Annotated in this window: 14 protein-coding genes; 7 read left to right on the top strand and 7 right to left on the bottom strand. The window is 64.4% G+C overall.

Annotation, left to right across the window (positions count from 1 at the left end; translation table 11 throughout):
• The first annotated feature begins 140 nt into the window (after positions 1–140).
• Positions 141–1,328, top strand: a complete 1,188-nt coding sequence (locus CCUG20998_RS23595; protein ID WP_020729507.1) for an acyl-CoA dehydrogenase family protein — start codon at positions 141–143, stop codon at positions 1,326–1,328.
• A 300-nt stretch (positions 1,329–1,628) separates the two neighbouring features.
• Positions 1,629–3,164 carry a SulP family inorganic anion transporter gene (locus CCUG20998_RS23590; protein WP_020729508.1) on the top strand — a complete coding sequence of 512 codons (1,536 nt, stop codon included), beginning with the start codon at positions 1,629–1,631 and terminating at the stop codon, positions 3,162–3,164.
• 130 nt (positions 3,165–3,294) lie between these two features.
• On the opposite strand, the gene CCUG20998_RS23585 is transcribed toward CCUG20998_RS23590, so the two are convergent.
• From CCUG20998_RS23585 to CCUG20998_RS23555, 7 genes are read right to left on the bottom strand one after another with little or no spacing between them, the layout of a single operon-like run.
• On the bottom strand, positions 3,295–4,113 hold the full coding sequence (locus CCUG20998_RS23585) for an acyl-CoA dehydrogenase family protein (RefSeq protein WP_020729509.1): 819 nt from the start codon (positions 4,111–4,113) through the stop codon (positions 3,295–3,297).
• A 20-nt stretch (positions 4,114–4,133) separates the two neighbouring features.
• Positions 4,134–5,183, bottom strand: a complete 1,050-nt coding sequence (locus tag CCUG20998_RS23580) for an acyl-CoA dehydrogenase family protein (RefSeq protein WP_050674706.1) — start codon at positions 5,181–5,183, stop codon at positions 4,134–4,136.
• Positions 5,184–5,239: 56 nt separating this feature from the next.
• The gene (locus CCUG20998_RS23575; protein ID WP_020729511.1) at positions 5,240–5,659 is read right to left on the bottom strand and encodes a nuclear transport factor 2 family protein; all 420 of its coding nucleotides are present in this window, start codon (positions 5,657–5,659) and stop codon (positions 5,240–5,242) included.
• Positions 5,643–6,863, bottom strand: coding sequence for a metal-dependent hydrolase family protein (locus CCUG20998_RS23570; protein WP_020729512.1), 1,221 nt, complete (start codon positions 6,861–6,863; stop codon positions 5,643–5,645). Before CCUG20998_RS23570 ends, CCUG20998_RS23575 begins: the two co-directional genes overlap by 17 nt.
• A gap of 3 nt (positions 6,864–6,866) precedes the next feature.
• Positions 6,867–7,202 carry a hypothetical protein gene (locus CCUG20998_RS23565; RefSeq protein WP_012396283.1) on the bottom strand — a complete coding sequence of 112 codons (336 nt, stop codon included), beginning with the start codon at positions 7,200–7,202 and terminating at the stop codon, positions 6,867–6,869.
• Positions 7,186–8,466 carry an aromatic ring-hydroxylating oxygenase subunit alpha gene (locus tag CCUG20998_RS23560; protein ID WP_020729513.1) on the bottom strand — a complete coding sequence of 427 codons (1,281 nt, stop codon included), beginning with the start codon at positions 8,464–8,466 and terminating at the stop codon, positions 7,186–7,188. Before CCUG20998_RS23560 ends, CCUG20998_RS23565 begins: the two co-directional genes overlap by 17 nt.
• 7 nt (positions 8,467–8,473) lie before the next feature.
• Positions 8,474–9,022 carry a carboxymuconolactone decarboxylase family protein gene (locus CCUG20998_RS23555; protein ID WP_012396281.1) on the bottom strand — a complete coding sequence of 183 codons (549 nt, stop codon included), beginning with the start codon at positions 9,020–9,022 and terminating at the stop codon, positions 8,474–8,476.
• A 328-nt stretch (positions 9,023–9,350) separates the two neighbouring features.
• On the opposite strand from CCUG20998_RS23555, the gene CCUG20998_RS23550 reads away from it, so the two are divergent.
• The 5 genes from CCUG20998_RS23550 (at position 9,351) to CCUG20998_RS23530 (ending at position 14,405) form a co-directional block, all read left to right on the top strand.
• Positions 9,351–10,649: an amidohydrolase family protein gene (locus CCUG20998_RS23550; protein ID WP_020729514.1), complete on the top strand. Its 1,299-nt coding sequence runs from the start codon at positions 9,351–9,353 to the stop codon at positions 10,647–10,649.
• 124 nt (positions 10,650–10,773) lie between these two features.
• A complete protein-coding gene (locus tag CCUG20998_RS23545) occupies positions 10,774–11,940 on the top strand; it encodes an acyl-CoA dehydrogenase family protein (protein WP_036456028.1) in 1,167 nt (388 codons plus the stop codon).
• 95 nt (positions 11,941–12,035) lie between these two features.
• A complete protein-coding gene (locus tag CCUG20998_RS23540; RefSeq protein ID WP_020729516.1) occupies positions 12,036–13,196 on the top strand; it encodes a thiolase family protein in 1,161 nt (386 codons plus the stop codon).
• 103 nt (positions 13,197–13,299) lie between these two features.
• Complete coding sequence (locus CCUG20998_RS23535) at positions 13,300–13,905, top strand: TetR/AcrR family transcriptional regulator (RefSeq protein WP_020729517.1); 606 nt, start codon at positions 13,300–13,302, stop codon at positions 13,903–13,905.
• Positions 13,902–14,405 (top strand): hypothetical protein, encoded by a 504-nt coding sequence (locus CCUG20998_RS23530; RefSeq protein WP_020729518.1) that lies wholly within the window; start codon positions 13,902–13,904, stop codon positions 14,403–14,405. Before CCUG20998_RS23535 ends, CCUG20998_RS23530 begins: the two co-directional genes overlap by 4 nt.
• Positions 14,406–14,440: the final 35 nt, after the last annotated feature.

Here is a 14,440-nt window from a genome sequence, read left to right as displayed (position 1 = left end):
GAGAACGCCGTGCCATCGCTGCGCTCGACCTCCTCACAGACGGTGTACGAGAGATTGTAACTTCCTGAACATGAGAATACTATTCTCTTGCGCACGTGTTTGGGAAGCAGAATCAACTTCAGTGGGCGGCGAGGAGTTCTGTGCAGCTGACCTTTGATGCCGACGTCGAGGCCTTCCGCGACGAATTCATCTCGTTTCTGGACCGGAATTTGCCCGATCAGGCGGCCGGGATGGAGCGGCCGCGGTCCTGCTCGCACGTGCCGGAGTGGGCGCGGCGGTGGCAACGCTTGTTGTTCGACAACGGGTGGTTGATCCCGGGCAATCCGCCGGAGTTCGGTGGTCGCAATGCCTCACTGCTGCAGCAGTACGTACATCTGCAGGAGTTGGCCCGGCGCCGCCTTTATCGCAGTTTCAACCCACAAGGCGTGGGCATCATTGCGGAGTCGCTGCTGTCGTTCGGAACGCCGGAGCAGAAGCGGCGCTGGGCAGTGCCGATCCTGCGGGCGGAGATGACCGCGTCGTTGGGTATGAGCGAGCCGGGCGCGGGCTCGGATCTGGCGTCGTTGAAGACGCGAGCAGTGCGCTACCGCGACGGCGAGGGGGACCGTTTTGTGGTCAATGGGCAGAAGGTGTGGACATCAGGTGCCCATGACGCCGATGTGCTGCTGACGTTCGTGCGTACCGATCCTGACGCCCCAAAGCACAAGGGAATCAGCGCTTTGCTGATTCCGACTGACACTTCCGGCGTGGTGCGGCGGCCATTCGCGTCGGTGTGCGACCACGACGATGTCGACTTCAATGAGGTGTTTTTCACCGACGCAGCGGTGCCGGCCGAGAACCTGGTGGGTGAGCTCAACGGAGGGTGGCGGGTGGCGACCGGCTCCCTTGGGCACGAACGCACGATGCTGTGGCTGGGATATGCCAACCTGTTGGGCGAATTGGCAACCGATTTCAATCCAGCGGGCGTGCTGCAACGGGATCGCTACGCCACGTTGGTGATGGATACCCAGGCGATGCGACTGCTCGGGTCCGCGACACTGGCCTCGGCGGCGCGTGGACAGGAGGATGTGCCCGCGCAGTCGGTGCTCAAGCTGCTGGGCTCGGAGGCTTTGCAGCGTGCCTGCGAAGATGCGCTCGACTCGGCAGGCGGCGACGGTCTGGTGCACCCCTCGATCACGGCACCCATCGCTGCGTTGAACCTGGACAACCACTATGGCAGCTGGTTCGACCGCTACGCGCGTAGCTTCGCCGGCACCATCGCCGGAGGCACCTCTGAAATTCAGCGCAACATCATCGCTGAACGGATACTCGGCCTGCCGCGCGGTTAGGCGGTATCGGCTCGCCTTACATCGGCATGCCGGAATTCATGGCTACGTTTGTCCCGAAAATGACCGTGTATGAACCGATTTAGCCGCCGACCCGGTGGCTGGGCTGGATCTGGTGGTGCCGTGATCTGGCCCACGAAATTCCAACTCTCCCCTCGGGAAAGGGTAGGATCCAGTCCGGCAGTGGGCCGATCCGAGTCCTCTCGGCCGGTCGTCCGCATTGGTGCGTCGACGCGTCTGCCGCCCAAATCGATCTTCGCGCCGCGCCGGGCCCTTGGCTACGCGCGAGCTGAACGGAGTGCTTTGTCTTCCCAACAGGTTTCGGCTGTCCCAACGATTCGCGAGGCGGGCGATCCCAGTACCGCGGTGCTGGCCGCACTGCGTTCGCCGACTCGTCTGCGGACCGAGGTGCTCGCCGGTTTGGTGGTTGCTCTGGCGCTGATCCCTGAAGCAATCTCCTTTTCGATCATCGCCGGGGTGGACCCTCGAGTGGGGCTTTTCGCCTCTTTCACCATGGCGGTGACCATCGCTGTGGTGGGCGGGCGCCCGGCCATGATCTCCGCGGCCACCGGCGCCATTGCGTTGGTGATCGCGCCGCTGGCGCGTGAACACGGGGCCGACTACTTCATCGCCGCGGTGATCTTGGCGGGCCTTTTGCAGATCACGCTCAGCTTGCTGGGGGTCGCTCGGTTGATGCGGTTCATCCCACGCAGCGTGATGGTCGGCTTCGTCAATGCGCTCGCGATCTTGATATTCCTCTCACAGCTGCCCCACCTACTGGGAGTGCCGGCGGTGGTCTATCCGTTTGTCATCGTTGGTTTGCTGTTGATGGTGTTCCTGCCAAAACTGACCACCGTTGTCCCAGCTCCTTTGGTCGCGATCGTGGTCTTGACGGCCGCCGCGGTCGCGTTCTCCGTCGAGATTCCCAACGTCGGCGACGAAGGCCAGTTGCCGTCCAGCCTGCCGACCCTATTGGTGCCCCACGTCCCGTTCGCACTGGAAACCCTGTCCATCATCGGCCCGTATGCGCTGGCAATGGCGTTGGTCGGGTTGCTGGAATCGTTGCTGACGGCCAAGCTCGTTGACGACATCACCGACACCCACAGCAACAAAACCCGGGAGGCCTGGGGGCAGGGCGTTGCCAACGTTGTCACGGGCTTCTTCGGCGGAATGGGCGGCTGCGCAATGATCGGCCAGACCATGATCAACGTGAAGGTCTCCGGTGCTCGCACCCGGATCTCGACCTTCCTCGCCGGCCTGTTCCTGTTGGGCCTGGTCGTCGGCCTCGGCGACGTGGTCGCGCTCATTCCGATGGCGGCACTGGTCGCGGTGATGATCATGGTCTCGGTCGGCACGATGGACTGGCACAGCATTGCCCCCGCGACGCTACGTCGGATGCCGCGCAGCGAAACGCTGGTCATGCTCGCCACCGTGGTGGTCACCGTGGCAACCCACAACCTCGCTTACGGCGTCGTTGCCGGTGTCTTGACCGCGATGGTGCTCTTTGCGCGGCGTGTTGCTCACTTCATGACGGTGGAAAGAATCGTGGAATCAGACACCGGCGGCGCCGCTGACACGGTGGTCTACCGAGTTAGCGGTGAATTGTTCTTCGCCTCGAGCAACGACTTGGTTTACCAATTCAACTACGTCGACGACCCGGACAACGTGGTGATCGACATGTCGCAGTCCCACATCTGGGACGCCTCCACCGTGGCCGCACTCGACGCCATCATCACCAAATACCAAGCCAAGGGCCGATGCGTCGAAATCATTGGTCTGAACCAGGATTCGGCAGAGCGCCACGGCCGGCTGTCCGGACAGTTCGGCGCAGAACACTAGGGGCAGGGCCAGTCGCGGGGTGGGCCCGGGGTCGGGCCACAACCGGTGATCGCCGCTGCTGCCACCTAAGCCGATTCCACTGACCAGCCGTAACGTTGGCAGCTCGGCATCGCGGTTGCTGTCGAAGAAATCAGAGTTGAGCTAGCCGGGGAGCAAATCCTTTGGTCCGCAGGACCGCACCCGCCTCGCGGGTGAGCTCGCGCGAACTGCCGAGCAGCCCGTCGAGCACCAGGGAACGCTTGACGTGGTGATGCAGCTGATGTTCCGCGGTGAAGCCGATGCCGGCAAGCACCTGCTGGCAATGGCGGGCGGTGGTCAGTGCGGCCTGGCCGGCCGCGGCTTTGGCCAGCAGACAGGCCAATTCGTCAGGCTGGTCCGTGGCGGCCCGAAGGGTCGCTTCGGCGCCTTCGATCGCGACCAGCGCCTCGGCCAGCCGGTGCCGGACCGCCTGAAACGCGGCGATGGGGTGCCCGAACTGGTTTCGGTCCAGTGCATGCCGGCGGGCCAGCTCCAGCATGGCCCGGCTGGCGCCGGCCAGCCACCAGCCCACCGCGCTTCGGCCCGCGGCCAGTGCGGCGGGTGGCAGCGGATCGGCCGGTTCCACCCGGAGTATCGGTAGTTCACCATCCAACACGGAACCGGCCTGATCTCCGCGCGACCAGATCACCCAGGATCCGCCCGCAAACGGTAGCGGCACGGTGCCGCCACCCGGGCAGCCGGCGGCACGCGCCACGACGTCATTGACGAGCGGCGCATGCACACCGTTCTCGCCGAGCATGGCAAACACCAAGGGAACGGCAGTGCCGGGAATCTCGTCGAGCATGTCGAGCCAGCCGAGGGCCTGCAACGCCGCATCCAGCCCGCCGCCCGACGGCGACGGGTGCTGTGTGACTACGGTTTTCAGCGAGTCCGCCAGCAGTCGCAGCGATTCGGGGTCGGTGAGATCCACTGGTCCTCGCTATCTCGCGCTCATCCCTCGCTGCCCAGTCCGAGCAGCCGGCGCGCGATGATGTTGCGCTGGATTTCGGCGGTCCCGCCATAGATGGTGGCCGCACGTGAATAGAGGTATTCCGGGCGCCACGGGGTGTCGTCGAGTTCCAGCGTTGCCGGCAGCAGGTCGCGGACGGTGTCGTAGAGGCGTTGCTCGGCGGTCGCCAAGAGAACCTTGTCAATCGAAGTCTCCGGCCCGAGTCGCGAGCCGCCGGCCAGGCGGTGCTGTGTGTCACGGGAACGGCAGCGCAGGGTATGCAGTCCCAGATATGCCGCACCAAGGTCGAACTCGTCGAGTGCAGAGCTGGTGGCAGCGGTGTCGGCGATGAGTTCGTCGAGCCGGGAATACAGATAGGCGATGCGCTGCCAAAAGCAGGTTGAGCGTTCATAGGGGAGCAGGTCCATCGCCAGCCGCCAGCCATCACCGGGCCGGCCGAGCATCCGGCCGGACGGGATCACCACGTCGTCGTAGTACACCTCGCAGAATTCGTCGACCCCGTGCATGGTGCGCAACGGCCGGACGGTGATCCCCGGCGTGTCCAGATCGACAAAGAACGCGGTGATTCCCTCATGCCCAGGCGCGGTACGGGTGAGCAGAATGCAACGCGTGCAGAACTGCGCGAAGCTGGTCCACACCTTCTGCCCGTTGATGATCCAATCGTCGCCGCGAGGGGTCGCGCGGGTGGACAGCGATGCCAGGTCGCTGCCCGACCCCGGTTCGGAGAATCCCTGACACCATTGCTCGCGACCGCTGAGCAGCCGCGGCACCATTTCCGCCGCCAACCCTTTGGGTGCGTAGTCGATCAGCGTCGGTGCCAGCACCTCGGCCATGGAGTAGGGGCCAGGTTCGGCCAGCCGGCGCCCGACCACCTCCTCACCGACGATCGCGCGCAGCAGCGCCGGTCCACCGAGCCCGCCGACTTCGGTGGGCCAGCCGTAACGCATCCATCCGGCTTCATACAGCGCGCCGTGCACTCGGGCCAACTGTTGCATGTGGCCCCGCAACGAATGGTCGGGTCCGGGGGTCATCTCATTATCGTCGAGCCAGGTGCGCAGATCCGCCCGGAACCGCCCGATATCGACGGTCACGGTTGCGGACGGCCGACGGCATGCGGACGTCCCGAATCGTGCACGCCGCTGCGGCGAATGAAGGTCATTGCCCGGGTTTTAAGCCGCCAGCCATCGGCGGTGCGGGCATACGTGTCGCGGTAGTAACCGATACGCATGTCATGGGTGGCATGTTCGATGAAGCAAAGTGGTTGGGTGCCGGTGGCCGAATCACCGGCTAGCTCGACGACCGCGGTTGCCGTGAGAAACAAGCCTTTTGGCGCGGCGGCCACCAGGTCCGGGAACCGATCGAGGCCATAGGTGTCGCCGAAGGCGCTGTAGGTTCCGTCCGGGGTGAAAACGGCTACCAGGCCCTCGATATCGCTCTGTGTGATGGTCACCGCGTACCGGGCCAACAACTGCTGAATCTCGACCAGGTCGTCAGTCTTGGTGGGCATAAACCTTGCCGCCTTTCATGACAAAGCCGACGCTGCGGGTAACTGTGATGTCATCCAACGGATTTCCCGCAACGGCGATGATGTCGGCGAGCTGGCCCGCCGCGAGCCGACCGCGATCGGTGACGTTGATCAGCTCTGCCGCGGTCACCGTTGCCGCCCGCAGCACGGCCAGCGGCGGCATCCCCCAATGCACAAGCGTGACGAGCTCATCGGCATTGCGCCCGTGCGGTATTGCCGGAGCATCGGTACCGATCGCGATCTTCACGCCGGCTTGATAGGCGGCCAGTATCGACTCACGCGACCTCGGGAACATCTCGGCCGCCTTGGCCTGCAGCTCGGGTGGAGCGTGCGAGATGTCCATCGCATCGGCATCGGCCAGGCGCCTGGTGCTCACCAGGAACGTGCCGTGCTCGACCATCATCGCGATCGCCTCATCGTCGACCAGGAATCCGTGCTCGATGCAGTCAATGCCGGCGATGACCGCGTGCTTGACGGCGTCGGCACCGTGCGTGTGCGCGGCGACGCGCAACCCCCGCCGGTGTGCCTCGTCGACGATGGCGCGTAGTTCTTCGTCGGAATAGTGTTGTGCACCTGGCGGTCCCGTTAGCGACATCACCCCGCCCGAACAGCACACCTTGATCAGCTGGGCGCCGTGTTTGATCTGGTAGCGCACCGCCTTGCGGATCTCGTCAACGCCGTTGGCGATGCCTTCCTCGATCGTCAGCTCCAGCACATGGGGGGCGAACGCGGCGAACATGGTGGGGTCCAGATGCCCGCCGGTAGGGGTGATGGCGTGTCCGGCCGGCACGATTCGTGGGCCGTCGATCCAGCCGGCATCGATGGCCTTGCCCAGCGCGACATCGAGGAGGTAGCCGCCGGTCTTGACGAATAGCCCCAGGTTGCGCACCGTGGTGAACCCGGCGCGTAGCGTGCGGCGGGCGTTTCCGACGGCGCGCAGCATCCGAGTCGGCGGGTCATCCTGGACCTGGGACAGGCCGGGCTTCTCGCCGCGCCCGCCCATCAGCAGGTTGACCTCCATGTCCATCAGCCCGGGTAACAGGATCTGGTCGCCGAGGTCGATTACGTCGCCCTCGGGGTCCCCGCCGACACCGGCAATCCGGTCGCCTTCGACGCGCACGACGGCCGGCGCCAGGATTTCGCCGGCGTCGACGTCAAGCAGTCCGGCAGCCTTGAGCGTGAGCACCGGTCAAACCACCGGTTCCCTGATCAGCTCGACCCAGGCGGCGCCGCTGTCGGGGACCCGGGGCTGCTTCCACGCCTCTACCGGAAACGACACCATGACCAGCGACTGCATCATGTGCATGAGTGTTCGCGCGTCCTCCGGCAATTCGTCCAACGGGAATTGGTCGCAGTAGGCGATCACGTCTTCCAGCCGGGGAAAGGCGGTGTCGTAGAAGCCCTGCATCTGCGACATGGATGAGGCCAGGCGCTTGGCATAACGTTGCGGCTCGGTGGCCAGGTCCCAATCCAGGTACGGCTCGAGGTCGGCGAACTGGGCGGGCAGCTTATTTGGCGTGGCCATTGTTGCGGTATTCCTTTACGTAGTCGCCGGTCATCTTGTGTAGATGTCGGAGCAGGATTTCCTGATCGCACAGTGGAAAGTCCTTGACGACCCCGGTACCGATCATCGTTTGGGTGGCCTCCAAGGTGTTGGAGTCCTGCAGCGCGTATTCCTTGAACGTCACCGCCGCCAACTCCTGGGCCAATCGTTCCCGCGCGTTTCTGGGGGGCACAAAATACAGCGTGGTCTCGAAGATGTGTTTGTCAACCGTCGTCGGCCAGTAGTGATAGGTCAGATACCAGCCCGGCTCCCAGATCAGCAGCATGAAATTCGGAAAGAACAGGAACGAATCGATGCCCCACTGCTTGGCTTTGGTCGGGTTGATGCCGGGCGGCAATTCCTCGAGGTCGGTGATCGGGGCGGGGCGGTCCCACGGACCGAACAAGCCGCTGCGCAGCACCCGGTCCATCGGCTTGACCATCTTCAGGTCCGCGGGCGGCGACTGGCCGCCCCAAACCGAGATCATCGCGTGCGGGCCCGCCAGCTCGTAATGCAGGGCCTCGAACCCGTACTTCATGATCTTGGCGGCTTCCTCTTTGGTGTACTGCCCCTGGTGTAGCACCGGGGCGTGGTAGAACTCGGCGAACGCGTCGATGAACAGCTTCCAGTTGCTGCCGACTTCGGCCCGGTAGGAATAGACCTCGGTCATTTCGTGGAAGGGATAGCCCTGCAGGCCCTTGGCCATCGAACCCAGGTATTCGGACAGCGGTGCTGCGGCTGGGTCGAGGTTGATGAAGATGAAGCCTTCCCATACCTCGCAACGCACCGACTTGAGACCGTATTGGCTCTTGTCGACGTCGAAGAACTCATCCTCCTGCTGAATGAAGGTCAGTTCGCCGTCGAGACCGTAGCGCCAAGCGTGGTATTTGCAGGTGAACTGCCGGCAGGTGCCGGCGGTCTCCTCATGCGGAAAGTCGTTCCACACCAACTTGTTGCCCCGATGCCGGCAGATGTTGTGGAAGGCCCGGATCACGCCGTCCTTGCCCTTGACGACGATCACCGACATCCCGGCTCCGGCGGACGGCAGCTCCTTGGTGAAGTAGCTACCGGTGCGGGGGAGGCGTTCGATGCGGCCGACGTTGAGCCAGGTGCGCCGAAAGATCGCCCGCTGTTCGTCGGCAAAGTACTGCGGGTCGATGGAGTCCGTGTAGTCGACCGGCGCGGTGCCCAGCTCCGGATAGTTTTGCGTCCAGCTCCCGGCAGCCGGTTTGGTGAAGTGCGGCAAGGTCCTGCTACCTCTCTGCGCGATCTTGTTCCAGCTCTTCGAGCTGCACGCCAAAAGTGTTGAAAGCCATGGCCAGTAGCGCGTAGCAGCCGACCGTGAAGACGTAGTCCATGCGTTGGCGGTCATCGAGGTGTTCGCCGAGTGCCGCCCAGGTTTGGTCGGACAGTTCGGAGTTCTCGTCGAGTTCGTCGACCCCGGTCAAGACGGCGCGTTCGAAGTCGTCGGTGGCCTCGCCCCGGCGAACCGCGGCTATCTCGTCACCGCTGATGCCGGCCTGTTCGGCCAGGGCCACATGGTGGGTCCACTCATAGGCGCAAGCGCGGCGGTGCGCGACCCGCAGGATGGCGAGTTCGCGAACCCGGGCGGGCAGGGTGGAGGCGAACAACAAGTGGGTGTTGAACCGCAGAAACGCCTTGGCCAGCGCGGGGTGGTTGGCAAACGTCGACAGCGCGTTTCCGGCGTCGCGCGGATTGCAGCGTTGCGCGGGCAAGATCACCGACAGGGAGCGCTGGACAGCCTCGTCCCACTGATCGGCGGGCAGCGGCGGCAGGCGCATCCGGCCGGCTCCTCTCGGCGTTGTCCCAGTGCCCTCTCGGCTAATGAGAATTACATTCTCATTTATTAGTAATAGACTTGCACGATTCGTCTTGCCGGTCAATGCTCGCGCGGGCGCCGCTGCCTGCCGTCGCCGCCCCGGGTCTGGCGCGGCAGGTCGGGTTTTGCGGCGAACTGCTGAATGTTGATTCTCGAATCGCGAGAAGATAGTTTTCAGGCAGAGGGCCTGGAGGCAGGTGGCAGCTCGCCGATGCCCGTTCGGTGGCCGCGCATCCGATATTCGGGAGCTTCAGGGAGACGGCAGGAAGACTGCGGAAAGAGGTACGGCTATGAACAAAGAGGACATGATCTTGATCAGTGTCGACGACCACACCGTGGAGCCGCCGAACATGTTCAAGAACCACCTGTCGGCCAAGTACCTCGACGATGCTCCCCGGCTGGTGCACAACCCCGACGGTTCGGACATGTGGAAGTTCCGCGACACCGTCATCCCGAATGTGGCGCTCAATGCGGTGGCCGGCCGGCCCAAGGAGGAGTACGGGCTGGAACCGCAGGGCCTCGACGAGATTCGGCCCGGTTGCTACAACGTCGACGAACGAATCAAGGACATGAACGCCGGGGGCATTCTGGCGTCGATTTGCTTCCCGTCGTTTCCGGGCTTTGCCGGGCGACTGTTCGCCACCGAAGACCCGGACTTCTCGGTCGCGCTGGTGCAGGCCTACAACGACTGGCACATCGACGAGTGGTGTGGGGCCTACCCGGCGCGATTCATCCCGATGGCCATACCGGTGATCTGGGACGCCGAGGCGTGCGCCGCCGAAGTGCGCCGCGTCGCGAACAAGGGTGTGCACGCGCTGACCTTCACCGAGAACCCCGCCGCGATGGGGTACCCGAGTTTTCACAATGAGTACTGGAACCCGCTGTGGAAAGCATTGTGCGACACCAACACGATGATGAATATCCACATCGGGTCCTCGGGCCGGCTGGCGATCACCGCGCCCGACGCGCCGATGGATGTGATGATCACGCTGCAGCCGATGAACATCGTGCAGGCCGCCGCGGATCTGTTGTGGTCGCGGCCGATCAAGGAGTACCCGGACCTCAAGATCGCGCTCTCCGAAGGTGGCACCGGGTGGATCCCGTACTTCCTGGAGCGCGCGGACCGGACTTTCGAGATGCACTCGACGTGGACGCACCAGAACTTCGGCGGCAAGATCCCCAGCGAGGTGTTCCGTGAGCACTTCCTCACCTGCTTCATCAGCGACAAGGTGGGCGTGGCGCTACGCAACATGATCGGCATCGACAACATCGCCTGGGAGGCCGACTACCCGCACAGCGACTCGATGTGGCCGGGCGCGCCGGAGGAACTGTGGGATGTCCTGTCGGTGAACGATGTCCCCGATGGCGAGATCAACAAGATGACCTACGAGAACGCGATGCGCTGGTACTCGTTCGACCCGTTCAGCCACATCACTCGCGAGCAGGCGACGGTGGGCGCATTGCGCAAGGCCGCCGAAGGGCACGACGTGTCCGTGCGGGCGCTGAGTCATCACAAGGATGCGCGGTCGGGCTCGTCGGTGGCCGAGTTCACCGCCAACGCGAAGGCGTTGACCGGCAACAAGGACTGAGGCCCGCCACTGCCCGGTGAGCAGACACAAAATCGCATACTTTGGGTGGCGACTGCGTGATTTTGCGTCTGCTCGCGGTGGATAGGGAGCAGTGGATAGGGAGCAGTGGATAGGGAGCGGTGGAATGGATTTCGAGCTGACCGAGGACCAGGGGCTGATCCGGCGATCGGTCGCCGAGTTGGCGTCGAGGTTCGACGACCACTACTGGATGGAAAAAGATCAGGCGCACGAATTTCCGGCCGAGTTCTACCGTGCCATCGCCGACGGCGGTTGGCTGGGCATGACGATCCCGACCGAGTACGGCGGCCACGGGCTGGGCATCACCGAGGCCACGATCCTGCTCGAGGAGGTCGCCAAGTCCGGTGGCGCGATGAACGCCGCCAGCTCGATTCACCTGTCGATCTTCGGCATGCAGCCGGTCGTCGTGCACGGTTCAGACGAACTCAAGGCGCGCACCCTGCCGTCGGTGGCGACCGGGGAAACCCACGTCTGCTTCGGGGTGACCGAGCCCGGTGCGGGGCTGGACACGTCGCGCATCACCACCTTCGCCAAGCGGGACGGCGACCGCTACGTGGTCAACGGGCGAAAGGTGTGGATCTCCAAGGCGTTGGAGTCCGACAAGATTCTGCTGCTGACTCGTACCCAAAGCTATGACGAGGTCAAGAAGAAGACCGACGGGATGACCCTGTTCATTACCGACCTCGACCGCAGCCGGGTGGAGGTGCGGCCGATCAGCAAGATGGGCCGCAATGCCGTGAGCTCCAACGAACTGTTCATCGACAACCTGGAGATCCCCGTCGAGGATCGAATTGGTGAGGAAGGCAACGGGTTTCAGTACATCCTGGACGGGCTGAACCCCGAGCGGATGCTGATCGCGGCCGAGGCGCTCGGAATCGGCCGGGTGGCGCTGGACAAGGCGGTCAAATACGGCAACGAGCGGGAGGTATTCGGCCGGCCGATCGGCATGAACCAGGGCCTGCAGTTCCCGCTCGCGGACTCGCTGGCCCGGCTGGACGCTGCCGAGCTGATGCTGCGCAAGGCGACCTGGCTCTACGACAACGGCAAACCCTGTGGACGCGAAGCCAATACGGCCAAGTACCTGTGCGCGGATGCGGGGTTCGCCGCCGCGGACCGAGCCCTGCAGACCCACGGCGGCATGGGCTACGCGGAGGAGTATCACGTTGCGCGGTACTTCCGGGAGGCGAGGTTGATGAAGATCGCGCCGGTCAGTCAGGAGATGATCTTGAATTTCCTTGGTTCACATGTGTTGAAGCTGCCGCGCAGCTACTGAGACCAACTAGGCTTGCTGCGCGCCGAACGTGCATGCACCGCGACTTTTTCGCGCTCAGGGCACGCTCGGCGATCAACGGGTGATGGGAGCCGGACATGGGTGGAACAGGCCGTGAGACAGTCATTGTCGAGGCCGTGCGCACGGCGGTGGGGAAGCGCAACGGAGGACTGTCCGGCATGCACGCCGCCGATTTGTCGGCCGTCGTCCTCAACGAATTACTGGAACGCGCTGGTGTCGGTCCGGAGATAGTCGATGACGTGATTTGGGGCTGCGTCTCGCAGGTCGGCGACCAGTCCAGCAACATCGGCCGCTACGCGGTCTTGGCCGCGGGCTGGCCGGAGACCATTCCCGGTGCCACCGTCAACCGGGCCTGCGGATCAAGCCAGCAGGCCCTCGATTTCGCGGTGCAGGCGGTGATGTCGGGCCAGCAAGACGTCGTGGTTGCCGGCGGCGTCGAGGTGATGAGCCGGGTTCCTCTTGGAGCGGCCAGGGCGACCGGGATGCCCTATGGCCCGAAAGTATTGGCTCGGTATGACAATTTCTCGTTCAACCAGGGTTTGTCGGCCGAGCTGATCGCCAAGAAGTGGGGATTCTCCCGGGATCGGCTCGACGAGTACTCCACCCTGTCGCACCAACGGGCCGCCGCCGCCCAGGATCGCGGCGCCTTCACCGACCAGATCGTGCCCGTATTTCCCGCAGCCGCCACCGTTGTCGATACCGACGAGGGGGTTCGACGGGGGACCACCGTGGAGAAGCTGGCCGGCCTCAAGCCGGCGTTCGTCGAGGATGGGTTGATCCACGCCGGCAACTCCTCACAGATCTCCGATGGTTGCGCGGCGCTACTGGTGACCACCTCGGAAATGGCGCTGGAGCTCGGCTTGACGCCGATCGTGCGGTACCGCGCCGGCGCGGTCACCGGCGCCGACCCGGTGCTGATGCTGACCGGCCCGATTCCGGCGACCGAGAAGGTGCTCGGCAAGTCCGGAGTCTCGCTGGACGAGGTCGGGGTCTTCGAGGTGAACGAAGCCTTTGCGCCGGTACCGCTGGCTTGGCTCGCGGAAACCGGGGCGGACCCGGGGCGGCTGAATCCGCTGGGTGGCGCCATCGCGCTCGGACACCCGCTGGGTGCCTCGGGCGCGGTGCTGATGACACGGATGGTGCACCACATGCGCGACAACGGCATTCGTTATGGGCTACAGACCATGTGTGAAGGCGGGGGTACCGCCAACGCCACCCTGGTCGAGCTCCTCAGCTAGGCGTAGCCGACAAGGCAAAAATGACGCCCTTGCCATCGCGGCGCAAACCAACCTACTGTGTATTCACTAGGTTGGTTAGCCCACGCGGTTCAGAGGGAATCCAGTGCCTGAAGTGCGGCCGTACGACACGCTTCTCGCCAAAGGCGAGGATCGCAAACAGCGCATCCTGGGCGTTGCTCAGCGACTGCTATCGCGCAACGGCTGGCGCAACACGACCTTGGCTCAGATCGCCGGGGAAGCGGGCGTGACCCCTGCGGGTCTGCTGCATCACTTCGAATCCAAAGAACAGCTGTTGCATGCGGTGCTGGATGCGCGTGACCTCGATGACGACGCGCATGCCGATCGCTTGGGTGACCTGATCGGCGAGATTGCCCAGGTCGCCGATCGCTTCACCCGGGCGCCCGAACTGGTCGGTACCTTCACCGTGCTGCTGGCCGAGAACATCGACCCCGATGCCCCGCTACATGACCGCCTGGTGTCCCGCCAGCGCGACGCGTGCGAGATCGTCGCCGAGGCCATCCGTCGTGGTCAGGAGGCTGGCCGGTATCGCGCCGACCTAGCTCCGACCGTCAAAGCAGTGGAGATCCTTGCCTTCATCCACGGAATGGAAATGACATGGTTGCTCGATCCTTCGATACCGCTGACCGAGGTGTTCAAGGAGTACGCCGAGGCACTCGCGCGCGACTTTTCCCTGCCGAGCACGACATGAGATATCGACTCGACGTCGTCGCCTCCACGGTCATCGACGTGGTGCGATATGCCGGCGGCTGGCTTTTCGACCGGGCCATGGCCGGGTGGGATGTCACCGTGCTGGTCGCCGACCACCTCGATGATCGGCCGCTGCACATTCTCGGAGCCCAGACGCTGGACCTCGAATGTGCGCTGGCGTCGGCGGCAACCCGGCCGCGTCCGCAGGCATTGGCGGCCGGGGCGGATCTATTTGGTTGCGACCCACGAGTGCGGCGCGGTGTGCTGCAAGCCATCGATCATGGCGTCACCGAGGTGACGCTGTGGGGGGAATCCTGGCCGGCCGAGCTGGAGGCCAGCGTTAGCCGCGTGCTGCATCCGCTGAGCGCGGCCGCCCGGACCTTCAAGGCCGCCGCGCTGGCCGCTGCCGCGGCGGCACCGGGTGCGGTCGACGGCAGCGAGATATTCCGCAGCGGACTGGTGGCGCGGGACTCGGTCGCCGCCGATTTGGTTCCGGCCTGACCTGCGAGTTCGTGCCGGTGTAGTCACCGCACGCT

Origin of the sequence: Mycobacterium marinum, assembly GCF_003391395.1 — a bacterium.
Lineage (GTDB): Bacteria > Actinomycetota > Actinomycetes > Mycobacteriales > Mycobacteriaceae > Mycobacterium > Mycobacterium marinum.
The sequence above is the reverse complement of the archived record's forward strand: the minus strand, read 5'-3'. Positions and strand labels throughout refer to the sequence as shown.

What these genes read in the sequence shown, in the direction of transcription:
- CCUG20998_RS23580 (WP_050674706.1), bottom strand. Translation starts at nt 5,183, where the DNA reads ATGACCCCCGGACCCGACCATTCGTTGCGGGGCCACATGCAACAGTTG.
- CCUG20998_RS23575 (WP_020729511.1), bottom strand. Translation starts at nt 5,659, where the DNA reads ATGCCCACCAAGACTGACGACCTGGTCGAGATTCAGCAGTTGTTGGCC.
- CCUG20998_RS23565 (WP_012396283.1), bottom strand. Translation starts at nt 7,202, where the DNA reads ATGGCCACGCCAAATAAGCTGCCCGCCCAGTTCGCCGACCTCGAGCCG.
- CCUG20998_RS23555 (WP_012396281.1), bottom strand. Translation starts at nt 9,022, where the DNA reads ATGCGCCTGCCGCCGCTGCCCGCCGATCAGTGGGACGAGGCTGTCCAG.
- CCUG20998_RS23550 (WP_020729514.1), top strand. Translation starts at nt 9,351, where the DNA reads ATGAACAAAGAGGACATGATCTTGATCAGTGTCGACGACCACACCGTG.
- CCUG20998_RS23545 (WP_036456028.1), top strand. Translation starts at nt 10,774, where the DNA reads ATGGATTTCGAGCTGACCGAGGACCAGGGGCTGATCCGGCGATCGGTC.
- CCUG20998_RS23540 (WP_020729516.1), top strand. Translation starts at nt 12,036, where the DNA reads ATGGGTGGAACAGGCCGTGAGACAGTCATTGTCGAGGCCGTGCGCACG.
- CCUG20998_RS23530 (WP_020729518.1), top strand. Translation starts at nt 13,902, where the DNA reads ATGAGATATCGACTCGACGTCGTCGCCTCCACGGTCATCGACGTGGTG.